General features: G+C 68.8%; 27 protein-coding genes and 1 pseudogene. 9 read left to right on the top strand and 19 right to left on the bottom strand.

All coding sequences use genetic code 11. The features are described 5' to 3' along the window. Positions 1-754, bottom strand: a 754-nt coding sequence (locus ACESMY_RS22065; RefSeq protein WP_372786799.1) for an aminotransferase class I/II-fold pyridoxal phosphate-dependent enzyme, incomplete at its 3' end; no start/stop codon positions are given. Positions 755-971: 217 nt separating this feature from the next. Here ACESMY_RS22065 and ACESMY_RS22060 point away from each other — a divergent pair. Then, positions 972-1,211, top strand: coding sequence for a hypothetical protein (locus ACESMY_RS22060; protein ID WP_372786798.1), 240 nt, complete (start codon positions 972-974; stop codon positions 1,209-1,211). Positions 1,212-1,262: 51 nt separating this feature from the next. Here ACESMY_RS22060 and ACESMY_RS22055 read toward each other — a convergent pair whose 3' ends face one another. The 3 genes from ACESMY_RS22055 to ACESMY_RS22045 form a co-directional block, all read right to left on the bottom strand. Next, complete coding sequence (locus tag ACESMY_RS22055) at positions 1,263-2,675, bottom strand: PhoPQ-activated protein PqaA family protein (RefSeq protein WP_372786797.1); 1,413 nt, start codon at positions 2,673-2,675, stop codon at positions 1,263-1,265. Between the two features lie 311 nt (positions 2,676-2,986). Beyond that, on the bottom strand, positions 2,987-3,766 hold the full coding sequence (locus ACESMY_RS22050; RefSeq protein WP_372786796.1) for an acyl-CoA thioesterase domain-containing protein: 780 nt from the start codon (positions 3,764-3,766) through the stop codon (positions 2,987-2,989). 33 nt (positions 3,767-3,799) lie between these two features. Further along, positions 3,800-5,068: a dicarboxylate/amino acid:cation symporter gene (locus tag ACESMY_RS22045; RefSeq protein WP_372786795.1), complete on the bottom strand. Its 1,269-nt coding sequence runs from the start codon at positions 5,066-5,068 to the stop codon at positions 3,800-3,802. A gap of 95 nt (positions 5,069-5,163) precedes the next feature. Between ACESMY_RS22045 and ACESMY_RS22040 the strand changes: the two genes are divergently transcribed. Continuing rightward, on the top strand, positions 5,164-5,346 hold the full coding sequence (locus tag ACESMY_RS22040; protein WP_324940402.1) for a DUF3606 domain-containing protein: 183 nt from the start codon (positions 5,164-5,166) through the stop codon (positions 5,344-5,346). Here ACESMY_RS22040 and ACESMY_RS22035 read toward each other — a convergent pair. Then, positions 5,343-6,740, bottom strand: a complete 1,398-nt coding sequence (locus ACESMY_RS22035; RefSeq protein WP_372786794.1) for an MFS transporter — start codon at positions 6,738-6,740, stop codon at positions 5,343-5,345. The two genes, ACESMY_RS22040 and ACESMY_RS22035, sit on opposite strands and share 4 nt — an antisense overlap. Before the next feature lie 156 nt (positions 6,741-6,896). Between ACESMY_RS22035 and ACESMY_RS22030 the strand changes: the two genes are divergently transcribed. Further along, complete coding sequence (locus ACESMY_RS22030; RefSeq protein ID WP_372786793.1) at positions 6,897-7,181, top strand: hypothetical protein; 285 nt, start codon at positions 6,897-6,899, stop codon at positions 7,179-7,181. A gap of 13 nt (positions 7,182-7,194) precedes the next feature. Here the strand turns inward: ACESMY_RS22030 and ACESMY_RS22025 are convergent, their stop codons facing one another. From ACESMY_RS22025 to ACESMY_RS22015, 3 genes are all read right to left on the bottom strand, one after another. Further along, complete coding sequence (locus ACESMY_RS22025) at positions 7,195-7,443, bottom strand: hypothetical protein (RefSeq protein ID WP_372786792.1); 249 nt, start codon at positions 7,441-7,443, stop codon at positions 7,195-7,197. A 124-nt stretch (positions 7,444-7,567) separates the two neighbouring features. Next, on the bottom strand, positions 7,568-7,744 hold the full coding sequence (locus ACESMY_RS22020; protein ID WP_372786791.1) for a hypothetical protein: 177 nt from the start codon (positions 7,742-7,744) through the stop codon (positions 7,568-7,570). A gap of 93 nt (positions 7,745-7,837) precedes the next feature. Then, on the bottom strand, positions 7,838-8,650 hold the full coding sequence (locus ACESMY_RS22015) for a peptidylprolyl isomerase (RefSeq protein ID WP_372786790.1): 813 nt from the start codon (positions 8,648-8,650) through the stop codon (positions 7,838-7,840). 166 nt (positions 8,651-8,816) lie between these two features. On the opposite strand from ACESMY_RS22015, the gene ACESMY_RS22010 reads away from it, so the two are divergent. Next, a complete protein-coding gene (locus ACESMY_RS22010) occupies positions 8,817-9,515 on the top strand; it encodes a pirin family protein (protein ID WP_372786789.1) in 699 nt (232 codons plus the stop codon). Between the two features lie 30 nt (positions 9,516-9,545). On the opposite strand, the gene ACESMY_RS22005 is transcribed toward ACESMY_RS22010, so the two are convergent. Then, positions 9,546-10,073, bottom strand: coding sequence for a cytochrome P460 family protein (locus ACESMY_RS22005; RefSeq protein ID WP_372786788.1), 528 nt, complete (start codon positions 10,071-10,073; stop codon positions 9,546-9,548). Positions 10,074-10,331: 258 nt separating this feature from the next. On the opposite strand from ACESMY_RS22005, the gene ACESMY_RS22000 reads away from it, so the two are divergent. Beyond that, the gene (locus tag ACESMY_RS22000) at positions 10,332-12,254 is read left to right on the top strand and encodes a prolyl oligopeptidase family serine peptidase (RefSeq protein ID WP_372786787.1); all 1,923 of its coding nucleotides are present in this window, start codon (positions 10,332-10,334) and stop codon (positions 12,252-12,254) included. A gap of 19 nt (positions 12,255-12,273) precedes the next feature. Beyond that, a complete protein-coding gene (locus ACESMY_RS21995) occupies positions 12,274-12,654 on the top strand; it encodes a RidA family protein (RefSeq protein WP_372786786.1) in 381 nt (126 codons plus the stop codon). Here the strand turns inward: ACESMY_RS21995 and ACESMY_RS21990 are convergent. From ACESMY_RS21990 to ACESMY_RS21965, 6 genes are all read right to left on the bottom strand, one after another. Then, positions 12,651-12,992, bottom strand: coding sequence for a YciI family protein (locus ACESMY_RS21990; protein WP_372786785.1), 342 nt, complete (start codon positions 12,990-12,992; stop codon positions 12,651-12,653). The genes ACESMY_RS21995 and ACESMY_RS21990 overlap by 4 nt on opposite strands. A gap of 70 nt (positions 12,993-13,062) precedes the next feature. Further along, positions 13,063-13,539, bottom strand: coding sequence for a cupin domain-containing protein (locus ACESMY_RS21985; RefSeq protein WP_372786784.1), 477 nt, complete (start codon positions 13,537-13,539; stop codon positions 13,063-13,065). 36 nt (positions 13,540-13,575) lie between these two features. Continuing rightward, positions 13,576-13,806, bottom strand: a complete 231-nt coding sequence (locus ACESMY_RS21980; protein ID WP_372786783.1) for a hypothetical protein — start codon at positions 13,804-13,806, stop codon at positions 13,576-13,578. A 131-nt stretch (positions 13,807-13,937) separates the two neighbouring features. Next, entirely contained in the window at positions 13,938-14,147 is a 210-nt protein-coding gene (locus ACESMY_RS21975; RefSeq protein WP_372786782.1) for a hypothetical protein, read from the bottom strand. Between the two features lie 125 nt (positions 14,148-14,272). Continuing rightward, entirely contained in the window at positions 14,273-14,860 is a 588-nt protein-coding gene (locus tag ACESMY_RS21970; protein ID WP_372786781.1) for a hypothetical protein, read from the bottom strand. A gap of 6 nt (positions 14,861-14,866) precedes the next feature. Further along, complete coding sequence (locus tag ACESMY_RS21965) at positions 14,867-15,124, bottom strand: DUF3297 family protein (protein ID WP_372786780.1); 258 nt, start codon at positions 15,122-15,124, stop codon at positions 14,867-14,869. Between the two features lie 141 nt (positions 15,125-15,265). Between ACESMY_RS21965 and ACESMY_RS21960 the strand changes: the two genes are divergently transcribed. Beyond that, on the top strand, positions 15,266-16,372 hold the full coding sequence (locus ACESMY_RS21960) for a hypothetical protein (RefSeq protein ID WP_372786779.1): 1,107 nt from the start codon (positions 15,266-15,268) through the stop codon (positions 16,370-16,372). Between the two features lie 695 nt (positions 16,373-17,067). Beyond that, a pseudogene (locus tag ACESMY_RS21955) lies at positions 17,068-17,166 on the top strand (PEPxxWA-CTERM sorting domain-containing protein); the annotation flags it as partial. Here ACESMY_RS21955 and ACESMY_RS21950 read toward each other — a convergent pair. After that, entirely contained in the window at positions 17,163-17,525 is a 363-nt protein-coding gene (locus ACESMY_RS21950) for a hypothetical protein (protein WP_372786778.1), read from the bottom strand. The pseudogene ACESMY_RS21955 and the gene ACESMY_RS21950 sit on opposite strands and share 4 nt — an antisense overlap. Next, a complete protein-coding gene (locus ACESMY_RS21945) occupies positions 17,522-17,884 on the bottom strand; it encodes a hypothetical protein (protein ID WP_372786777.1) in 363 nt (120 codons plus the stop codon). The genes ACESMY_RS21950 and ACESMY_RS21945 overlap by 4 nt, the downstream gene beginning before the upstream one ends. A gap of 173 nt (positions 17,885-18,057) precedes the next feature. Here ACESMY_RS21945 and ACESMY_RS21940 point away from each other — a divergent pair, with 173 nt between their 5' ends. Beyond that, positions 18,058-18,270, top strand: coding sequence for a hypothetical protein (locus ACESMY_RS21940; protein ID WP_372786776.1), 213 nt, complete (start codon positions 18,058-18,060; stop codon positions 18,268-18,270). 11 nt (positions 18,271-18,281) lie between these two features. Here the strand turns inward: ACESMY_RS21940 and ACESMY_RS21935 are convergent, their stop codons facing one another. After that, on the bottom strand, positions 18,282-18,659 hold the full coding sequence (locus ACESMY_RS21935; protein ID WP_372786774.1) for a VOC family protein: 378 nt from the start codon (positions 18,657-18,659) through the stop codon (positions 18,282-18,284). Between the two features lie 81 nt (positions 18,660-18,740). Further along, positions 18,741-20,534 carry a winged helix-turn-helix domain-containing protein gene (locus tag ACESMY_RS21930; RefSeq protein WP_372786773.1) on the bottom strand — a complete coding sequence of 598 codons (1,794 nt, stop codon included), beginning with the start codon at positions 20,532-20,534 and terminating at the stop codon, positions 18,741-18,743. Between the last annotated feature and the right edge of the window lie 137 nt (positions 20,535-20,671).

The raw sequence follows: 20,671 nt of genomic DNA, 5'->3' as shown, positions 1-20,671 counted from the left end.
GCAGCACCATCCAGCCCATCCGCCAGCCGGTCATCCGCCAGGCCTTGGAGAAGGTATTGGTGGAGATCACCCGCTCGTCGTCCCCGGCCAGCGGCAGAAAGGACGGCGCCGAGTTGCCCGGCCCGAAGATCAGCCGCTCATAGGGGTCGTCGGTGATCAGCCAGATGCCGTATTTGCGGCACCGCTCCAGGATCGCCGCTCGGTCCTCTGCCGGCAGGGTCCAGCCGGTGGGGTTGTTCGGCGAGTTCAGGAACAGCGCCCGGGTGTCCGGCGTGAGCGCCGCCATCAGCTTGTCGAGGTCGAGCCGCCAGCGCCCCTGCGCAGGATCGAGCGCCACCGTCTGCAGTTTCGCCGACAGGATGCGCGGGATCTCCACGATGTTGGGCCAGGCGGGCGTGGTGACCGCCACCTTGTCGCCGGGCGAAACCACCGCCTGGGCGACCAGCATCAGGGCGTTGACGCCGGCGCTGGTGATCCCCAGCCGCTCGAAGGCGATCGGCTGGCCGTGCAGGCGCGCCAGATAGCCGCCCAGCGCCTCGCGCAGGTCCTCGCGCCCCAGATTGTGGGTGTAGAAGGTCTCGCCGGCCATCAGCGCCTTGGCCGTGGCCTCGCGGATGAAGGCTGGCGTCGGCTGGTCGCTCTCGCCCACCCAGAACTTCAGGATGTCCTTGCGGGCCATGCCCACATTGGCCACCTCGCGGATCTGCGAGGTGCGCAGGCTGAGGACTTCCGGGCGGGCGATGGGGAGGGCCATGACCTCCTCCTAGAGCAGCCGCGCGGCGGGCGAAACGGCCTTCCGCGGGACGCGAGGAATACCGCCTGCAACCCCTCCGATCCTGTGTCCGGAAAGATACGCCGGGGAATCGACTCGCCTTTCAGGAGAAATTCGACTCGCCTCTCAGGCGTATTAAGGCTAAGGAATAGTTAATCGCGATGTTGGGATCGCGGCGGTGATGTTGGGATCACAAGCTATGATTGGCTTCCGTAGTAAGCTACGCGAGTTCGTAGCCAACTGGGTCACAGTTGCTGAAGCCGCTCCGGCGGCAGGGGCATCGGCCCTTACCTTCATCTTCAATGCGGACGACAGCCCCCGGCTCTGGGCCGAGGACGCGGCGGCCTTCTGGCCGCCCGTTTCGGGCGCCGGTCCGCAAAAAGAGTTCCCGCGGTTCGCTAATATCGCCACCCACCAAGGCGAACGGCTGGCTGCCTGAGGGCGGCGCGGGGGGGCCTTCACCCAGCCTCCCCGCGGACCCTTCCCACCCCTACTTCCTGTCCGGCGCGATGATCGGGCGCGCGTCTTTCCATCTGTAGGGCAGGGTGTCGGGGATCACCGAGACCTCGGTGGTGAACTTGTAGGGATATTGGCTGCCGCTCGGGTAGGTCAGCTCGACGAAATAGGCGGTCCAGCCGGCCGGCGGCTTCGCCACCTTGCCGACCCAGGTTCCGTCCTTGCCGCGCGTCAGCGGCGTCGAGGTGAAGGCCTTGCCGATCGTGTCGACGCGGAAGTCGCGCGCCTTCGGATCGGTGCCCTGCCAGAGCAGCACCTCCGACGGCTTCTCCTTAGAGCGCACTACGATCGCCCCGTCCTTGCGCACGGTCCACGAATAGCTGGGCAGGGTCCGGTGGTTCAGCACCGCGTCGTAGAAGGATGTCATGCTCTCGTTGATGTCGGTCCCGGCCGTCGAGTGCTTGGAATTGGGGATCATCCGCAGCCGCTTCACCTCCGGCAGCAGGTGGTAGGAGAACTTGGTGTTGTCCGGCGGGAAGTACTCGTCGCCCACGGCGTTGATCACATACTTCGGCATCTTCATCGCCGGTCGGTCGCGATAGTTCAGCGGGTCCTCGATCCGGTTGACCTCGGTGAGGCCCGGCTTGCCGATCATGTCGGGAATCAGGTGGTTCTCGACGTAGTCCTTCAGGGCCGGCGAGAAATAGCCCATCGCCTCCCAGTGGTGCTTGGCCGTGGCGTCGACGTCGAGCACGTTGATGACGATCGGGATGATCGCCACCACCCGCTTGTCAATGGCGCCGACCAGCCAGGTCACCCAGGCGCGCTTGGAGCCGCCGGAGACCACGAAGCCGTCGATCTTCAGCTTCCCGCCCGCCTCGCTCGCCAGGTACTGCTGGACCGCGGTCATGGCCTGGGTCCCGCTCTTGACCATCGGCAGGCGCACCAGGTCGAGCGGATTGCGGTCTTTGGCGAACTTCGCCTGCTGGTAGGCGATGATCTCGTCCTCGACCCGCGGCTTGGGATCCTCGGCGAAGCGCAGCGGCTGGTTCGGCACGTCGTCGAGCTCGGTGACCACCGAGTGGGTCTCCACCGCCATCTTGGCGAAGCGCTCGGTAGCCTTGGTGGGCGCCGGGTCGTCGTTCTTGCCGCCGGTGATGAACAGGAACGCCTTGTTGTAGCTGACCTTCTCTGGGACGATCACCGTCAGCCAGTGCTTCCAGAGCGGCTTGTCGACCTCCTTGGCGGTCAGCCAGCTCTGCGAGGTCAGCTCCAGCACCGCGCCGTGGTAGCCGGGGCCCGAGACCTGCCCCACGACCTTCCAGGCGAAGGCCGGATCGGGCTTGGCGACATAGGCGTCGAGCGCGTTCTTCGGATTGGCCAGCGCCGGCGACCCGGCGAGCGCAACCGCGGCCAGCACGCCGCCCAACAGCCTCATCAAACGCATCGCACATCCTCCCGCGCGAGCCGTCCGCGCGGCCCTTGCCGTCACCATGCCGCACGTCGTTTACACGGCCAAGCTCCCAGCAGAGGCCGTCGATGCGCTGGACCGCCTGCCGCAATGGCGCAGCGGCCGGTCTGAGGGCCTGCGACCGGACGCCGCGCGTCAGGCCGCCACCTGTCGACTCGTCGACACATGCAGCAAGTAGAGGTTGTCCTGTGGACCCAACCACACCCAGGACAGAGACGGGGCCGCTTCGTGCGTAACTTCGGGGCGGCCCCCTCCCCTCAACAGCCCCAAAGCCTAGGCGTCGCGCTTCAGCGGCCCATGCGCCGCTGCGCCAGCGCCGCGCAGGCCGCAGAGCCGATCGGGCCGTCCTCGTCGTAGAGGAAGCATTCGCCGATCCCCACCCCGTCGGTGGCCCCGTGGTTGACCACCTCGTAGCCGATCCATTCGGTGCGCGGCTCACGGTGCAGATAGACCGTGACGTCGGAGTTGATGAACTCCAGCCCCGCATCGCCGGCGTTGGCGAAGGGGCTGGCGAAATCCGCCGAGACCGCCACCCGCACGAACGGCGTCAGCGCGCGCCCGGCCACCAGCTCGCGCACCTCGCTCATCCAAATCTTCTTCTGGCCGACCGTTCCGAAGTCGCCCTCGATCCGGCGTGTCGCCCACATGCCGCCCATGCCCGAACGCCCGTCGGTGGGCGGGGCGATGTCGGCGGGCGCGGGGACCGTCCAGGACGGCGGCTTCCAGACGTTGCCCGGCGGGTTCTCGGTCCGCCGCAGCAGCTGGCAGGTCGCGCGGCCCGCGCTGACCCCGCCGGAGATGAACTCCGCGTCGATCACCCTGATGCGGTTGCCCTCGCGGACGATGCGGGTGACCACCTCCACCGGCGACAGGTCCGGCAGACGGTACATGTCGACCGTCAGCCGCGCGGGCATGAACTCCGGACTGCCGTGCAGCCGCTCGATCTCTGCGCCCAGCAGGCCCGCGATGACCCGCCCGTGCAGGGAGTTCGGATTCCACGGCCCGCGGCTGGCGGGCGTCGGGACGTAATGCGTCCCCTCGACGGTGAAGAAAGGTTCGTTGGCCATGGCGAAGCTGGGTAGGGCCCGAGGACCCGGCGATCAAGCCTTGGCCAGCTCTGCGGGGTCCGGCGCGGAGGTCTCGCCCCGCCCGAGCACCGCGGTGATCGCCATGTCGCCGGTGACGTTGCCGATGGTCCGGAAGATGTCCGGGATCACCTCCACGGCGATCAGGATGGGCAAAAGGTCGATGGGCAGGCCGAGCGTCAGGCAGATCGGCGCGATGCTGGCGAAGAATGACACCTGGCCGGGCAGGCTGACCGAGGCCAGGCTGGTGGCCACCGAGACAAAGACCGCGCCGACGTACTGACCGACGCTCGGATGGACGCCGTAGACCTGCAGCAGGAAGAGGGCGACGCCCAGGTTGGCGGCCGGTCCGGTCATCCGGAAGAGCGCCACCGAGAGCGGCAGGACGAGCCCGGTCACCCGGTCGGCGATGCCGAGATCGTCGCGCGAGCGTTCGATCATCGCCGGCAGGCAGGCCAGCGACGACTGGGTGGCGAAGGCCGCCACCTGCACCGGCGCGACGGCGCGCGCCCAGCGGCCGAACGGCACGCGCCCGACCGCCAGCGCCAGGACATAGGCCAGCAGCGTCAGGCCGATGTTGGTGAGCGAGATGGCCGCCATGTAGTGGCCGATCTCGCCGGCCGCCCCGACGCCGGCGCGCAGGCCCACGCCGAGCCCCAGCGCGAACACCCCGATCGGCGCGGCCCACAGCACCCAGCGCACGATGGTCACCATCGCCTCGCCGACGCTGTCGAAGAACTCGGTGATCGAGCGCCGCCGCGCGTCCGGCAGGCGGGTCACCGCGAAGCCGAAGAAGCTCGCGAACACCACCAGCGGCAGGATCGCGTCCTCGGACGCGGCCTTGATGGCGTTCTGCGGCGCGAGGCCCTTGACGAAGTCGATGAGGTTGGGCGCGGCCTTGGCCAGGTCCGGCGAGGCGCTGGCCCCGGCCTTCAGCGCCGCCCCGCCCGTCCCGCCGACCGGCCAGATGGCGTAGAACAGCTCGGCGAACCCGACGCTGAAGCAGGCGCTGAAGGTCAGGATGACCACGATCAGCACCAGGGTCCGGACCGCCAGACGGCCGGTCGCCGCCGCATCCGCCACCCCGGCGATGCCGGTCACCAGCACCGCGAAGATCAGCGGCACGACGGTCATCCGCAGGCTGTTGAGCCACAGGCCGCCCACCGACTCCACGACCTCGATGACCCGCTTGACCTCGACCCCGCCGTAGGCCGCCGCGGCGGCCCCCAGCGCCAGGCCCGCCACCAGCGCGATCAGCACCCGCACGCTCAACGATCGCAGCATCCAGTCTCTCCGGGCCAAGCCGGCGCAACCTTGGCCGCCCGGCTTCCCAGGCGCAAGGAACCTCCCTACGCTTAGGGCCTGCGGAGGATCACCCCATGGCCGGCCTGAAAGACAAGCGCGGCTTCATCGACCGCGAACGCCTGGACCTCTCCGAGCGCAAGGCCGTGGAATACTGGATGAAGCGCTGGGGTGTGACCAAGGACCAGCTCACCGCCGCGCACCGCAAGGTCGGCCGGCTCACCAAGGACATCGCCGCCGAGCTCGGCAAGAAGCGCTAGCTCTCCGCGGGCGACCCCAGGCCGGCGTCCGCCGCGGCCGCCGCATCCCGCAGGTCCAGCTCCGCGCGGATGGCCGAATGGCGCGCGGCGTTGAGCTTCCAGCCGATCAGGCAGGCCCCGCCCAGCATCACGAAGACGATCGGCCCCAAGGCGAAGGTCAGCCCCAGGCCCTGGATCGCCGCCGCCGAATTGTGCGTCCCGGCCTTCGGCGAATAGCCGATGTACTGCAGCAGCGGAAAGGTGATGGCCACAGCCGCGGCCGTGGCGATCTTGGTGGTCAGCGTGTTGAGCGCGAAAATCAGCGACAGCCGCTCGCGTCCCTGTTCCAGGCGCACCTGGTCGGCGACGTCGGCCAGCATGGCCCGAATGATCAGCTCGAACCCAACCCCCATGAAGCCGCACCAGATCATCGTGGGCATGGCGCCGAGCAGCGACCCGTAGGGCGTGAAGAGCACGGTGCAGAGCCCGAGCGAATAGCCGGTGGTGGCCGCCATCAGGGCGCCGTGCTTGCCGATCCGGGTGGCGAGCCCGGCCATCAGGGGCGCGCCGGCCAGGCCCGCCACCGTATAGACCAGCAGCAGGATCGAGGCCTGGGAGGCGTTGAGCCCGTTGTAGCCCTCCATGAAGAACAGATAGAGCGAGCTCATCCAACCCGGCCCCAGCGTCAGGGCCGTCGCCGCCAGGTAGAGCCGCATCAGGTCGGGCTTGATCAAGAGCTGCAGGTAGTCCGAGAGCCCCGCCCGTTCGCTGGCCAGGTTCGGATTGAGGCGCTCGCCCGTCCGCCAGACCGCCAGGCCGATGGTGAGCGGCGCGGACAACAGAACGAACCAGCCCATCAGCACGATGTTGCGGGCGTCGCCGCCGCTGAGCGCGGCGTTGATCACCGGCAGGCTCAGCACGACCAGCGACGTCGCCACGGTCACCGCCGCCAGCACCCCGAACAGTCGCGCGCGCTCGTTGTAGGTCCTGGCGAGCGTCGAGGCCCAGGCCGGGTGCGCCATGTGCAGGATCGAACGCCCCAGATAGAGCGCCAGGAGCCAGCCGATCAGATAGGCCGCGCCGATCCCGGGCTTGGCGAAGAACAGCATCCAGGTGGCGGCCATCAGGATCGGCGCGCCCAGCACCATCCACAGCCGGTAGCGGCCGAAGCGGCTGCGGGTGGCGTCGATGGCGACGCCCAGCAAGGGGTCGACGATGATGTCCAGCAGCCGCACGACCGCCCAGCAGATCCCGACCACCGTCAGCGGCACGCCCAGGTGGCCGCTCAGGTGCGGCGGCAGGTAGATCAGCAGCGCTATGTCGACCGCGGTCACCGGCACGCCGGCGATCGAGAAGGCGACCGAGCGGCCGAGGCCCATCTGCTCCGGAACCCTGCCGGCGGTTGGCTCGCTCAAACCCGCTTCTCCTGGCCTTCTTTTGGCGATCAGGCGCCCTTCGACGGGCGGGGGCAAGGGCGCCCCGGCGTCAATCGGTCCGGGGCGTCTCGGCCACGCCGAGGGATCGAACCTTGGCCTTACGCGTTATGTGAAGACGTCGCTCAAGGAGATTCGATGGCTCGTCTGCGTAAACAGCTTCCGGCACATCTCGGCGCCGGAGAGCTCCATTGTCGCGGATTCACCGGGCCGGTGGACTATGAGATCCAGGGGGACCCCGCGACGTTGCGGCTGGGACCCCTGCGCCTGCGCGGCTCGATCACCGCCACGCCGGAGGTGGCCGCCGAGGTCTTCCGCGCCGGCGAAGCCGAGCTGAAACTCGAGAACGGCGCCGCCTTCCGCCTTACGCTGCTGGGCCACTCGGCGGGCTCCGACATCGCCTATTTCGAGATGCGCGTCTGAGGGGCGCTCGCGTCTAGCTTGTGGCGGTTTCGTCGGGCGGCGGACGGCTTTCAGCCGCGCCGCCGGCCAGCGCCCGCGGCAGGCTGAACACCAGCCGCTCGCCTTCCCAGACCTCGGCCCGGACGGCGCCGTCATGTTGCGAAAGCATCTGCTGCGCGCGCGCCATGGCGCCGCTTTGCGAGGTTTCCGCAAGCACCTCGAAATAGGGCGCGCCCCCAGATTCGCGATGGATGTAGCAGAAGTAGACCATCAGCTTAAGCATGCACCGAGGCTGGCGCGCGCCAAAGCAGATTTCAGGGACTCGCGAGTAAAAAATCCCATATGTCAGGCGCCCGAAAGATACCGGCAGCCACACTTGGAGGCTGCCAACAGGTGAAGGCGTGGCCTCAGCCGCGGGCCTGGTAGCGCATGGCCAGCGAATAGCTGGAGTCGGCGGCATGGTCGTCGCGCAGCCGATCGGCGACGTCGCCCAGCGCCTCGAGCTGCTCGCCGTAGCGCGCCACTTCGACACCGTCGCGGCGCACGATCCATTCGCCGCCCGTTTCAACCACTTCGAACTTCATCGTATCCCATCCGCCTGAATCGCAGCGGTAGGACGTCAACGTTAATGCACCAAGAGCAGGCGGTCCTTGGCCCCTGCGCCCTGTTGTCGCACGTCAAGGTTGTCGAACGGCGATAGGCACGTCGCAGATGCTGAACTCATGCCCAAGCTTGGCCATGAGCCGCACGGTCTTGGCCCGGAACGCCGGGCTTCGCGGGTCCTCAATTTCCAGCTTCGGCCGCTCGGCCGGCGGCAGGTCGACGGCCAGCCGGACGCGGATCATGCGGTCGGGATCGGCCGGCGGCTCGCCCACCTTGATCGCGCGCACCACGTCCAGGCCCTGCACCACCCGGCCCCAGACCGCGTAGTCGTGATCCAGCCGCCGGGCCGGCGCGCGCATGAAGAAGATCTCGCTGTTGGCGGTGTCGATTCCCGCCTGGCGGCCCATCCCGGCCACGCCCTCGCAATAGGCGCCCCAGACCCGGGGGCGGTGGTCGCCGCCCAGCGCCTGCTCGGCCTCCGAGACCCCGGCGATCGGCGTCGCGCCCAGGAACCCTTCCACCGCGTCGCTGCGCTTCAGCACGATCTGCGCCGCGCCCTGCGGCAGCCGCGCGCTGAACTCCGCCGGCAGGTCCGGATAGGCCGAGGTTCCGCCGTCGTGGTTGTTCGGATTGCCGGTCTGGTCGACGAAGCCCTCGATCACCCGGTGGAACAGCAGGCCGTCGTAGACGCCCTCATGGGCCAGCCGCTTCACCCGCTCCACCGCCTTGGGCGCGAGGAGCGGGGCCATCTCCACCACGATCCGCCCCTTCGACGTCTCGATCACCAGGGTCTCCTGCGGATCGAGCGGTCGCCACTCCACCTGCGCTTTGGCCGCGCCCATCAACCCCACCGCGGCGACAGCCGCGATCAACTTCGCCCAGCGCATTGCACCCGCTCCCCAAGTCCTCAGGATTTGAACCGTGGCTATCTTTCTTCCCGATCCGGAAACAATCTTATGCCAATTGACCGCTTTCCCACGCGATCTGGAAGCTTATCTTGACCCTCGAAACGGCGCCCCCTCACCTGAGGCCCGCGGCGCCAGGAGGACCATCATGATCGAGAAACGCCCCTTCGCGGGCCTCGGCGGCGCCGACCACGGCTGGCTGAAGGCCAAGCACCACTTCTCCTTCGCCAACTACTATGACCCCAAGCGCATGGGCTGGGGCGCGCTTCGCGTCTGGAACGACGACGAGATCGCCGCCAACTCCGGCTTCCCGCCGCACCCCCACGCCGACATGGAGATCATCACCTATGTCCGCGAGGGCGCGATCACCCACAAGGACAGCCTCGGCAACGAAGGCCGCACCGAAGCCGGCGACGTCCAGGTGATGAGCGCCGGCTCCGGCATCCGCCATGCCGAATACAATCTCGAGAGCGACACCACCCGCATCTTCCAGATCTGGATCGAGCCCGACCGCGCCGGCGGCCCGCCCGCCTGGGGCGCCAAGCCCTTCCCCAAGGGCGACCGCGCCGGCAAGTTCGTGACGCTCGCCTCCGGCCTGCCCGGCGACGACGAGGCCCTGCCGATCCGCACGCCTGCCCGCGTGGCCGGCGCCACCATCAAGGCCGGCGAGACCACCGAATACGCCCTCGACCCCGGCCGCCACGCCTATCTGGTGGCCGCCACGGGCGCGCTGGAGGTCAATGGCGTCCGGCTCGACGCCCGCGACGGCGCGGCGATCACTGGCGAGACCGGCCTGCGCGTCACCGCGCTCGAGGACTCCGAAGTGGTCCTGGTCGACGCGGCCTAGGCTCGAACGGCGGGGAGTCTCCGGCCCGGTTCAGCGTTTCTGATACGGGTGGAAGATGTAGTCCTTGGCTTTCACGGCGACGTGGCAGGTGTGTCCGCAGTCCGCGAGGCTTCCCGCATCGGGCGTGAACTTGTCGGACTTGGCGTCGTAGTTGAACACCGCGTAGCCCCAGCCGCCGGTCTTCGGAAACCGCTTGCTGTCCTTTTCCATGAGGAAGGCCTGGGCGAAGACGTCCGGCACGTCCACGACGAACGGCGCTTCCGTGCTCTTCTTCGGCTTCCACTGCAGCTTGGCGATCTTGGCGCCTTCCGGGAAAGGCTTGCCGTTTCCCGGGGCGCCGGCCTTGTAGGCCGCGATCATGGCCGGGTTGGCGACGATCACCTTGAGCACTTCGTCGGTCCGCGCGGACGAGACCACCGACCAGTCCTCGTATCCCTTGAAGTCGGCGAACGCGATTCCGCTTGGAGATTTCAGCGCGTATTTGTCCTGCGCGTGGGTGGCCGCGCCGCCCGTGACCGCGAACACTGCCGTGGCTATCGCAATGGTATGCGTACGCATGCGTGATCCGCTCCTGAGTCTCGTGGTTGAACCTATGTCCCCGGTTATTCGAACGTGACGACCTGTCGGACTCGCGACGATCTGTCGGACTAAAGACCGACCGTCGGATCCTCGCCACCGCTGATTGTGTGAACCGAAAAACTATCGTCAACAAGGTCCGCGATGACGGCGTTTGCCGAGCCGACGAAACGGCCGGGCTTGAAGCGCTACGGTTAATCCCATAGCCAAATCCGACGGTGGCTTTGAGGGTATGCGGACATGTCGGCCTTGATCATGGCGTTGGCGCTGGCAGGGGCGCCGTCGCCGCCTGCGCTGGTCCACGGCTACCACGACGTGGTGATCTCGCCGAAGGGCGACCTGATCGCCGCCGTCGAGGCCGACGAGCTCGCCCAGTCCGAGGCCGAGCCGCATCCGGTCGTGGTCGTCCGCAACCGCGCCGACGGCAAGGTGCTGGCCACCTACGACCCCTGCCCGATCTGCTTCTATTCGGGCGCCGCCTGGTCGCCGGACGGCCAGGCGCTGGCCTTCGTCTCCAGCGACCGCAAGGCCAGGAGCGCCACCCTGCAGGTGGTCCGCGCCGGCAAGGCCGAGGTGGCGCTGGCCTTCGCAGGCCTGCTGGAGACCCCACGCTGGTCGCCGGACGGCGCGACCCTGGCTGTCCTCGCCACCGACCGGCCTCGAAAGATGACCGGCGCCACCCAGGCCGGCGCGCCCATCGTCGGCGAGATCGGCGGCGCCACCGACGAACAGCGTGTCGCGATCCTGCCCGCCGCCGGTGCTGGCGAGAAGGGCGGCGCGCTGAAGTTCCTCTCGCCGGCCGACACCTTCGTCTACGAGTACGACTGGACCCCCGACGGCAAGGGCTTCGTGGTCACCGAGGCCAAGGGCGACGGCGACAACAACTGGTGGGTGGCCAGGCTCGCCGCGGTCGGCCTCGACGGCGGCTTCCGCGAGATCGCCGCCCCGCCCGTGCAGATCAAGTTTCCCCGCGTCTCGCCGGACGGCAGGACCGTGGCCTTCATCGGCGGCCTGCACTCCGACTTCGGCCCAGTGGGCGGCGACCTCTGGACCGTGCCCTTCGCGGGCGGAACCGCCGTCGACAAGACCCCCAGCTACAAGGGCAGCCTCTCCTCGCTGATCTGGCGGGAGAAGGCGCTCTTCGCCACCGCCATCGTCGGCGACAACAACGCCGTCCTGACCGTCGACCCGGCGACCGGCGCGACCAGGACCCTGCTCTCAGGCCCGGTCACCTTCCAGGCCGGCGACGGCCGCGTCTCGATCAGCAAGGACGGCAAGCTCCTGGCCGGCGTCGCCGAGGACTTCACCACCGCGCCGCACATCGGCGCCGGGCCGATCGAAAAGCCGCGCCAGATCACCCACGAGAACGACGCCCTGACCCCGCAGGTCACCGCCCGGTCGATCACCTGGAAGCACGACGGCTTCGACGTGCAGGGCTGGCTGCTCGCCCCGCTCATCACCGAGCCCGGCAAGACCTATCCGATGATTGTCGAGGTCCACGGCGGCCCGAGTTCGGCGACCCAGCCCACCTACGCCTGGAAGGGCACGGGCTACGACTTCGTGGCCCACGGCTTCTATCTCTTCCTGCCCAATCCGCGCGGCTCCTTCGGCCAGGGCGAGGCCTTCACCAAGGCCAACGTCAAGGACTTCGGCGGCGGCGACCTGGGCGACATCCTGGCCGGCGTCGATGCGGTGGAGAAGGTCGCCCCCGTCGACGACAAGCGCCTGGGCGTCTACGGCCACTCCTACGGCGGCTTCATGACCATGTGGACCGTCACCCACTCCCAGCGGTTCAAGGCCGCGGTGGCCGGGGCCGGCATCGCCAACTGGGTCAGCTACTACGGCCAGAACGGCATCGACCAGTGGATGGTCCCGTTCTTCGGCTCGACCGTCTACGACGACCCGAGCGTCTACGACCGCCTCTCGCCGATCCGCTACATCAAGGCGGCCAAGACCCCGACCTTCATCTATGTCGGCGAGCGAGACGTCGAATGCCCGCCGGCCCAGAGCCTGGAGTTCCACCACGGCCTCGACGCCATGGGCGTGCCCAACAGCCTGGTGATCTACGCCGGCGAGGGCCACGGCATCCGCGAGGCCGAGCACAAGGCCGACCTGAAGAAGCGCATCCTCGGCTGGTTCGACCACTACCTCGGCCAGCCCTAGGCCGCACGGAGGCGCCGCCATGCCCCGCGACATCGTCTTCACGCCCAACGCCGCCGCCCCGCCGGCCACCTACAGCCAGGCGGTGAAGGCCGCGGGCCTGGTCTTCGTCTCCGGGACCGCCCCCGCCGACCCCGTCACCGGCAAGATCGTCGAGGGCACGATCCAGGAGCAGGTCGCCCAGTGCCTGCGCAACATCTCCGCCATCCTCGAGGCCGCCGGCTCCAGCCTCGACAAGGCGGTCAGCGCGACGGTGGTGGTGGCCGACGAGGCCGACTTTCCGGGCCTCAACGAGGAGTGGCTGCGGTGGTTTCCCACCGACCCGCCGGCCCGTCAGGGCGCGAAGCTGCCGGTCCGCATCCCCGGCCTGAAGGTCTCGATCGCGATGATCGCCGAGGCCTAGGCCGGCTGCGGCGCGAACTCCAGGATCTGGCGGATTTCGCAGGTCCCGTCGCCGGCGACCTTCAGGAAGGTCTTGCAGTGCTCGATGGCCTCTTCCTTCGAGCCGGCGTTCAGGAAGGCGAAGCCGCCCGCCCGCACCGTCTCCTCGGTGACCGTGAACGCGCCGTCCGCCAGCCGCAGGCGTGCGCCCTGGTCGCGCGGGGTCAGCGGCTCGGTCGAGATCAGGACGCCCTTGGCCGTCCATTCCTCGATCAGCCGGCCCATCGCGGCCATGTGCTCGGGGCTGGGCATGCCGCCCTCGACGCCGCTCTCGGGCCGATAGATCGTCAGAAATCGCATGGGTCGTCTCCCTTGAGGTTTCCCCAAGGACGCTCTGCGCCAGACCCAGCCGACAGCGCGTTGCGAAAAATCAGCTCTTATGGATCGGATCGATCCAGGCGACGCCCTCCGGCTTCTCCACCGGCTCGATCTCTAGGTTCACCACCACCGCGTCGCTGTCGCTGCGCACCAGGACGCACGACAGGGTCTCCTCGGACGATGCGTTGATCTCCTGGTGCGGCACGAAGGGCGGCACATAGATGAAGTCGCCCGGCCCGGCCTCGGCGGTGAACTCCAGCTTCTCGCCCCAGCGCATCCGCGCGCGCCCGCTAACTACATAGATCACGCTTTCCAGCGGCCCGTGGTGGTGCGCGCCGGTCTTGGCGTTGGCGTGGATATGCACGGTGCCGGCCCAGAGCTTCTGGGCGCCCATCCGGGCCCGGTCGATGGCCACGGCGCGGTCCATCCCCGGCGTCGTGGCCGTAACCACGCCGAGCTGGTCGCCGGTCGCCACGCGCACGCCGGTGTGCTTCCAGCCATCGGGTGGGGTCGGGACGCTGTCGCTCATCGCCGGAGCAAACGCCGCGCGCCGCGGCTTGGCAAGCTACTCCCGCGCCAGCACGTAGCGCAGGCCGCGGGTCCCGAAGGTGAGCACGATGGCGGTCGCCAGCAGGCGGATGCTCAGGTGGGTCGCCCAGCCCTCGACGGCGAACTCCGCCGCCAGCAAGGCGCAGAGCCCCGCCACGACGACGCCCAGCCAATGGATGGCGCGTCCCAGCGCGCCCGCGGCGCCGACGTCGCGCCGTCGCAGGTTCGGCCAGATGAAATTGGGCAAGGGGTCCTCCCGCGGGAAGCGCTGGCCGGGTGCGGCTCAAGCCTTCCTCCCGCAGGATCGTGGCCTGGGTCGGGCCGGTCGGTTTCAGCTCGGGGGCGGGCCGCAACGAAGCGCGGCCATAAGTGTCCCGCCTAGTGCATTTGAGGGGGTTCTACGACCGTCTCGTCCCATTCGCCGACGTCGTCCTGGATCAGGACGTGGCGGGGTTCGCGGTCGAGCACCGCGAAATCGCCCGCGGCCTTCAGCGCCTCATCGCGGGTTGCGAAGTCGCCCAGCTCGCCCTCGCGTTCGTCGACGAGGATCCACCGGCCGTCGAACGCCACAACACTGAGATCAAACATTACGCTCTCCTGCCGCAGGATCGCCTTATTTCACCGGACGACGCGGCTTTCGCCATGTCCGATAGACGCAGCTACGCACGGCGCCCCTCACTTAAAGATTAAGAGCCGCATTTTCGCCCAAGGTCCTAAGGCGCGCGCCGGCGGCCGGCTTCCTCGCGCCGCAATCGCGCGACCTTGCGCGAAAACGCCTCGCCGTAGAGCCGGTAGCAGCTCATCACCACCTCCAGCCCCACCGGGAACGAGCGCGCCAGCGCCTCCATGCCGGGGACCACGTCGGTACGCCATATCAGCCGGCCCTCCTCGGCGGGGCAGGCCACGGGCCGGGCCATCGCGGCCTTCAGGTGCGGACATTGCCGCTGCGCCCGCCGCGCGCACGCCTCGTGCACCGGGGGCACATTGCCGCCGTACCGCTCGCTCCCATCGGCCATCGTCACCATGCCGCCCGAGGCCACCGGGAAGATCCAGCGGTCGCGCGGCGGCGTCGGCTGACCGCAGACGTGGCACAGGTGCTCGGCCAGGCCGCGCCGCGCCCGGTCTACATGCACCGCGGCGAACAGCGGGATTCCGACGCCGGGCCGTTCGGCCTGGGTCAATTCGATCATGCCGGGGAACAGCACCGACTTGCGGAGCTGGAAGTCCTGCTCGCCGCTCCAGGCCACCGACCAGGGCACGCTCTCGCCGACCCGCCAGACGGGTTCGGGCGCGTCGCCCATCCGCCTTTAGCCCTGGTCGCGGAAGTAGGGCTCCACGGGACCATTGAGCTTGATGGTCAGCTGCTTGCCGCGGCGGTCCTTGCCGTTGCCCACCGCCAGCTTCACCCAGCCCTCGGAGACGCAATATTCGTCGACGTTGGTCTTGTCCTCGCCCTTGAAGCGCACGCCGATGTTCCGCGCCAGGATCTCGGCGTCATAGAACGGGCTGTCGGGGTCGGTGGCCAGCCTGTCGGGAAGCGGGCGGTCGGGAGGCGTATCGGTCATGGCCTCGCCGTCGCACAGGCGCGCCCGCGGTTCAAGCGTCGCCGGAGCCTTCGGGGCGCGGGGCGCCGTCGCGTTGGGTTGGGTTGGGAAATCCGGTATCCTGGACTCAATCAGAAGACAGGCGAATTGGGAGACGCCGAGATGAAACTCAGAGACATTTCCGCCATCGCAGCCCTGGGCGCATTGGCGCTCGCCCCCGCCGCCTTCGCGCAAGCCCCCGCGAAGGCCTCCATCGCCAAGACCACGGCCCGCGCCGCCTCGACCTACAAGGCGCCGCGCAACGCCTTCGGCCAGCCCGACCTGCAGGGGAACTGGACCAACGCGACCATCACCCCCTTCGAGCGGGAGGCCAAATACGGCGACCGCCTGGCGCTCTCCGACAAGGAGGTCAAGGATCTCGAAAACGGCAACGCCCAGCTGGTCGCCGAGGGCAATAAGCCCACCGACCCGAACGCCAAGGTCACCGACCTGCCGACCAACTGCGGCCGCGGCTTCACCGGGGTCGACTGCGGCTACAACTCCGCCTGGGTCGATCCGGGCACCAGGATCATCGACATGGGCGGGATCAAGCGGGACTCGATCCTCGTCTCGCCCGCCAACGGCCGGCTGCCGGCCATGACCCCCGACGCCGCCGCCAAGCTGCGCGCCCGGTTCGCCTCGGCGCGCGGCGGCCGCGGGTCGTTCGACAACCCCGAGAACCGCTCGCTCGGCGAGCGCTGCATCCTGAGCTTCGGCTCCAGCGCCGGCCCGCCGATGCTGCCCCTGCTCTACAACAACAACTACCAGATCGTGCAGACCCGGGACGAGGTCGCCATCGAGGTCGAAATGGTCCACGACCTGCGCCACATCCGCCTCACCGGCTCGCATCCGCCGGCCGATGTGAAGCTCTGGATGGGAGACTCGATCGGCCACTGGGACGGCGACACCCTGGTCGTCGAGACCACCAACATGCGGCCTGAACAGAACTTCCGCGGCGCCTCTGTGGGCTCGAAGATCGTCGAGCGCTTCACCCGCGTCGGCCCCAACCAGATCAAGTACAGCTTCACCATCGACGACCCGGGCATCTACACCGCGCCCTACACCGGCGAGGTGGCGCTGAACGCCACCAAGGGCCCGCTCTACGAATACGCCTGCCATGAGGGCAACTATGCGCTCCCCGGCATCCTCGCCGGCGCCCGCACCGAGGAGAAGGAGGCGCTGGCCTCGGCCAAGGCCGCCGCGGCCGGCGGTGGCGGGGGTGCGAGGTAGGCGACGAAAATTTCGCTTGAGGCGGGCGCCCTGTTGACACCGACCATTGCGGCCTGAAACGATCACGCTTCAGTACGGTGGGAGTATCAGTCATGCGTCGGTGGGTTTGCGCTGCGTTGGGTGCAGCGAGCGTGTTGGCGTTCGCGGCTCCGGCGGATGCGTACGTGATGATCGCGACCGTGACCGGGACTGTCGGCACGATGAGTCAGAGCAGCGGCGCGGCATTTGCGCCGTTCGGGACCAGTCTCACAGGCGATCAATTCACGGCGGTCTTCGCATTCGATTCAAACACGCCACTGAGCAACGATACAGCGACAGGCATTGAAGCCGTCGGCGGCATCTGCTGCCTGACGCCATACCCATTCAGCAGCGCATTGCTGACGATCAACGGTGTGACGAAGGACCTGGCGCGCGATCCATTCAGTGGTGTTCCGTTCGAAGCCGACATCAAATACGACGCGGCGGCGGGGACTGTTCTTTTTCTGGGTGGCCGCAATGACCTGGTCGACTCCACGCTCTCGATCAAGATGAGCGGCTCCAATATTCCTCTGTCGCTCGATACGCCGTTTTCGTTGACGCAAGACGCCGGAAGCCTCTTCCGCTGGCAGGACTTCACTCTGACTAACCCTTCAGTCCCATTCGGCGGCACGGACCAGGCGAAGCTGATCCCGACCTCGCTCACCGTCGTCCGCACGGTGCCCGAGCCCGCCACCTGGGCGATGATGATCGGCGGCTTCTTTGGCCTCGGCGCGGCGCTGCGGTGGCGCCGGGCGATGGATCCCGCCACCGCCTAGCGGCAGGCGTCGACCTGCTTTTCCAGCTCCGTCAGCCGGCGGTCGCGTAAGAGCCGTCCGGCGGCCATCAGCTGGTAGCGGTCGGCCGCGCCGCCGGCGTCGCGCAGCGCCGCATCGTTGTCGGGGTACTTTGGCGCGCGCGGGAAAGCCTTCGGCACGCAGGCCTCCTTCACCGGCACCGGCACCTTGACGATCACTTCCTTCGGCGGCGGCGGCGCGGCGGGGGGCTTGGCGGGCGCAGCGGGCGCCGGCGCGTCGAGGTGCGGCGTGGTCACCTTAGGGTGCAGGCTCGCGCAGGCGGACAACGCTAGGCTGCAAGCCACGGCGGCCGTCATGGATTTCCGGGTCTTCGAGATCATTTCAGGCTTTCGAGCACCGCACGGTCAGCGCTTTCCATGCGCGCGCAGACATCGAAGCCTACCGGCTCACGTCCCGTCAAGCGCTGGGCGCGTTGCTCGGGGGTGGCGTTGGCGTTGGTCAGGCGTGTGCGGGCGACGTCCGCGGGCCCGCCCTCGCAGGCCGCCAGCCGGGCGTGCAGCACCATGCCGTTCCTCGCATTTTCCGCCGTCAGCACCGCGATTCTGCCCTTCAGGACCGCTTCGTTCTGCTGCGCCACGAGCGTGGTGACGATCAACAGGGCGCACATCGAGAGCGCCAGCACGAAGCCCACCGGGCCGGCGACGGGGCTCATGAAAGCCTGCATCAGGGTTCGGATCATGGCGACGGCCTTTCCGATCGGCCGAAACATGGCCGCAAGGTTCGTGAAACACACAAGCGATCGGCAAGCTCCGCCATAACTAAGGCAGGGACATGACGGAGCGGTCGTCGCCCCGACATACCCCCGTCGCCTTGTGGGCCTAGGACAGTCATGGGGCCTGAAGGAGCCAGACCATGGCCGTCTACCGCATCTACCTGGTCCACGACGACGGGCGCCTGCAGCCCGATGAGAGCTTCTACTGCAAAACCGACGAAGAAGCGCTGCGCAAGCTTCGTCCGCCGCCGCGGCTCGACGTGCGCGCCGAGCTCTGGCAGGGCGGCCGGTTCATCGCCATCGCCGGCAGCGTTCAGCGCCTGCCCGGCGATCGTCCGCACGCCGCGGGCTGACGCCGCAGCCTTCAGTGCATGGTCCCGGCGACGATCTCCAGCTTGTTGCCGTCCGGATCGAAGAGGATCGCGCCGTAGTAGTCCGCGGCGATATCGGGGTGCAGGCCGGCCGGCCGTACGCTGGTCGCGCCGCCCTCGAGCGCCGCGGCGTAGGCCGCGTCCACCGCGGCCCGGTCGTCGGCCGAAAAGGCGATGTGGGTCCCGAGCCCCACCACCTGCTCGCCGCTCACCGGGTAGAGGTAGAACAGCGCGGCCGTCCCGCCCGGCCCGTAGGCGAGCTCCGCCGCGCTGACCGAATTCGCCGCGTGGCCGAGGGGCGCGAGGAAGGCGTCGTAGAAGATGCGCGCAGCGGAAAGATCGCGGACGCCGACGGACAGGTGATCGAACATGGAACCTCGCGGGGCTGAAGCTTCGCTTGGCAGGTGTGGTCGGCGGACGGCCTGCGCAAGGCGGGCGCGCCTCGCGCCGGACTAGCGCGTCAAATTTGCCGCTGCGCCGCGCGTCCTGGCGGCCTGCAGCATCGCCTCGAACCGCGGATCGTCGCGGACGGTGTCGAGGTCGCGGTCGAGTTCGGCGCAGCGCACATAGCTGACCGTGGAGCTCGTCAGCACCTCGTCCAGGAGCGCCAGCGCCAGGTCCGCGTCCTTCAGGTGGAGGCTGGCGGTGCAGGCGAAGTTGTAGCGCATGTTCCAGTCGTCGGCCGCGATCAGCCGGGCGTGGCCGATCCAGTCGCGCGCCCGTTCGCCGTCGCCGAGCGCCGCCAGGGCGAAAGCCCCGTAGGACAGGGCCGCCCCATTGCTGGGGTTATATTCAAGCACCTTCTCCGAGCGGCTCAGCGTCATCTGCGCGGCGCCGCGCATGGCCTCCGCGTCGCCGACCTCCCCGTAGCAGGAGATCAGCATGGCCCCGTCGTAGTTGGCGGTCTCCATCAGCGTCACGGCCTTTTCGAAGTAGCCGATGGCGTCCCGCGGCCGTCCCAGCAGGTAGTTCAGCCGTCCGGCCTCGGAATTGGCCTCCCAGGACTGCGGATCGAGCGCCAACGCCGCTTCGATCTCCCGGCGGGCCTCCGTCTCGCGTCCGCGCTGCCACAGGTGGCGGCCCTTCACGGCGTGCGCCGCGGCGAGGTTCGCGTCCAGCGACAGCGCCCGCTCGGCGGTCGCCAGCCCGTCCTCGTCCAGGCAGCCATGGTAGAAGTAGAGCGCGGTCTGCGCCGCGGCCAGCAGCGCCCAGGCGTTCGCATAGCCGGGATCGATCTCGACCGCCCGCCGGCAGAGCCGTTCGATGGCCTTCAGGCCGCGCAGGTCGCCGTCATGGTCCTTGATGTATCGGCGCCGCGCCATGAGCAGCAGGGTGTAGGCCTCGGCGTCGGTGGTGCCGCGCCGCTCGATGGTCTCCTTCTCCTCCGGCAGGAGCTGCAGCTTGAGGGCCGCGACGATGGCCTGCGAAATCTCGTCCTGCAGGGCGAATATGTCCTTCAGGTCGCGATCGTAGCGCTCGGCCCAGACGTGGCCGCCGGTGGCGCCGTCGATCAGCTGGGCGGTGATGCGCACCCGGCCCGCCGCCTTGCGGACGCTGCCTTCCAGCACATGGCCGACGTTCAGCTGGCGGGCGATGGACGGCACGTCGATCGCCTGGCCGCGCAGGGCAAACGCGGTCGTCCGCGCCGTCACGAACAGCGCCGAAACCTTGCTGAGGTCGGTGATCACGTCCTCGGTGATGCCGTCGCTGAAGTATTCCTGCTGGGGATCGTCGCTCATGTTGGCGAACGGCAGGACACAGATCGACGGGCCTGCGGGGGCCGGCGCTTCGCTTGGCTGGGGTCCGATCTCGAACCCCGGGCCGGTCGCGACCAGCCGGTAGCCGACCTTGGTGATGGTTTCGAGCTTGAAGACGCCCGCGCCGAGGCCTTCGGCGAGCCGGCGCACGCGTCCGATGACCCGGTCGACGGCGTCCTCGCCGACCACCACCCCGTGCCAGCAGGACATCATCAGGTCGCTGCGCGACAGGATCTGGCCGCCGGCCTGGATCAGGGCGACCAGCACCTGCATGACCCGCGGCTCGGCGATCTCCTCGCGGCCGTCTTCGTGGAGGATGCGGCGCAGGGCCGGCTCGACGCGGAGCGGGCCGAGCCGCAGGGACTGCGCCTGGGCCAGGACGATCCGGCCGGTGTCCACGCCCGACGCAGGCGGCCCGTCCGGCGCGAACGTCGGGCGTTCGTCCGTCCCGAGGTCGGAATCCCCTCCGGAGGAAGGTGGTTTGGACATCGGTTCCACGGAGAGGGCCCACGGCTCGAATTGGCGCCACGCCCCGCGTCGCAGGGAGGGTCGCGAGTGCGAACCTCCATATGGGCGCGGGGGGGGGGGGGGGGGCGGGGGGGGGGGGGGGGGGGGGGGGGGGGGGG

It is taken from the genome of Phenylobacterium sp. (assembly GCF_041691455.1).
Classification (GTDB): domain Bacteria; phylum Pseudomonadota; class Alphaproteobacteria; order Caulobacterales; family Caulobacteraceae; genus Phenylobacterium.
This window is presented reverse-complemented; position numbering and strand designations above follow the sequence as displayed.

Bases quoted from the DNA above. Each gene is read 5' to 3' on its own strand.
- ACESMY_RS22010 (WP_372786789.1), top strand. From the start codon at position 8,817: ATGATCGAGAAACGCCCCTTCGCGGGCCTCGGCGGCGCCGACCACGGC.
- ACESMY_RS21995 (WP_372786786.1), top strand. From the start codon at position 12,274: ATGCCCCGCGACATCGTCTTCACGCCCAACGCCGCCGCCCCGCCGGCC.
- ACESMY_RS22060 (WP_372786798.1), top strand. From the start codon at position 972: ATGATTGGCTTCCGTAGTAAGCTACGCGAGTTCGTAGCCAACTGGGTC.
- ACESMY_RS22040 (WP_324940402.1), top strand. From the start codon at position 5,164: ATGGCCGGCCTGAAAGACAAGCGCGGCTTCATCGACCGCGAACGCCTG.
- ACESMY_RS22000 (WP_372786787.1), top strand. From the start codon at position 10,332: ATGTCGGCCTTGATCATGGCGTTGGCGCTGGCAGGGGCGCCGTCGCCG.
- ACESMY_RS22045 (WP_372786795.1), bottom strand. From the start codon at position 5,068: ATGCTGCGATCGTTGAGCGTGCGGGTGCTGATCGCGCTGGTGGCGGGC.
- ACESMY_RS21970 (WP_372786781.1), bottom strand. From the start codon at position 14,860: ATGGGCGACGCGCCCGAACCCGTCTGGCGGGTCGGCGAGAGCGTGCCC.
- ACESMY_RS21985 (WP_372786784.1), bottom strand. From the start codon at position 13,539: ATGAGCGACAGCGTCCCGACCCCACCCGATGGCTGGAAGCACACCGGC.
- ACESMY_RS22050 (WP_372786796.1), bottom strand. From the start codon at position 3,766: ATGGCCAACGAACCTTTCTTCACCGTCGAGGGGACGCATTACGTCCCG.
- ACESMY_RS21990 (WP_372786785.1), bottom strand. From the start codon at position 12,992: ATGCGATTTCTGACGATCTATCGGCCCGAGAGCGGCGTCGAGGGCGGC.
- ACESMY_RS21935 (WP_372786774.1), bottom strand. From the start codon at position 18,659: ATGTTCGATCACCTGTCCGTCGGCGTCCGCGATCTTTCCGCTGCGCGC.
- ACESMY_RS21975 (WP_372786782.1), bottom strand. From the start codon at position 14,147: ATGTTTGATCTCAGTGTTGTGGCGTTCGACGGCCGGTGGATCCTCGTC.
- ACESMY_RS21965 (WP_372786780.1), bottom strand. From the start codon at position 15,124: ATGACCGATACGCCTCCCGACCGCCCGCTTCCCGACAGGCTGGCCACC.
- ACESMY_RS21940 (WP_372786776.1), top strand. From the start codon at position 18,058: ATGGCCGTCTACCGCATCTACCTGGTCCACGACGACGGGCGCCTGCAG.
- ACESMY_RS21950 (WP_372786778.1), bottom strand. From the start codon at position 17,525: ATGATCTCGAAGACCCGGAAATCCATGACGGCCGCCGTGGCTTGCAGC.
- ACESMY_RS21930 (WP_372786773.1), bottom strand. From the start codon at position 20,534: ATGTCCAAACCACCTTCCTCCGGAGGGGATTCCGACCTCGGGACGGAC.
- ACESMY_RS22015 (WP_372786790.1), bottom strand. From the start codon at position 8,650: ATGCGCTGGGCGAAGTTGATCGCGGCTGTCGCCGCGGTGGGGTTGATG.
- ACESMY_RS21960 (WP_372786779.1), top strand. From the start codon at position 15,266: ATGAAACTCAGAGACATTTCCGCCATCGCAGCCCTGGGCGCATTGGCG.
- ACESMY_RS22055 (WP_372786797.1), bottom strand. From the start codon at position 2,675: ATGCGTTTGATGAGGCTGTTGGGCGGCGTGCTGGCCGCGGTTGCGCTC.
- ACESMY_RS21945 (WP_372786777.1), bottom strand. From the start codon at position 17,884: ATGATCCGAACCCTGATGCAGGCTTTCATGAGCCCCGTCGCCGGCCCG.
- ACESMY_RS22020 (WP_372786791.1), bottom strand. From the start codon at position 7,744: ATGAAGTTCGAAGTGGTTGAAACGGGCGGCGAATGGATCGTGCGCCGC.
- ACESMY_RS22030 (WP_372786793.1), top strand. From the start codon at position 6,897: ATGGCTCGTCTGCGTAAACAGCTTCCGGCACATCTCGGCGCCGGAGAG.
- ACESMY_RS22025 (WP_372786792.1), bottom strand. From the start codon at position 7,443: ATGCTTAAGCTGATGGTCTACTTCTGCTACATCCATCGCGAATCTGGG.
- ACESMY_RS22005 (WP_372786788.1), bottom strand. From the start codon at position 10,073: ATGCGTACGCATACCATTGCGATAGCCACGGCAGTGTTCGCGGTCACG.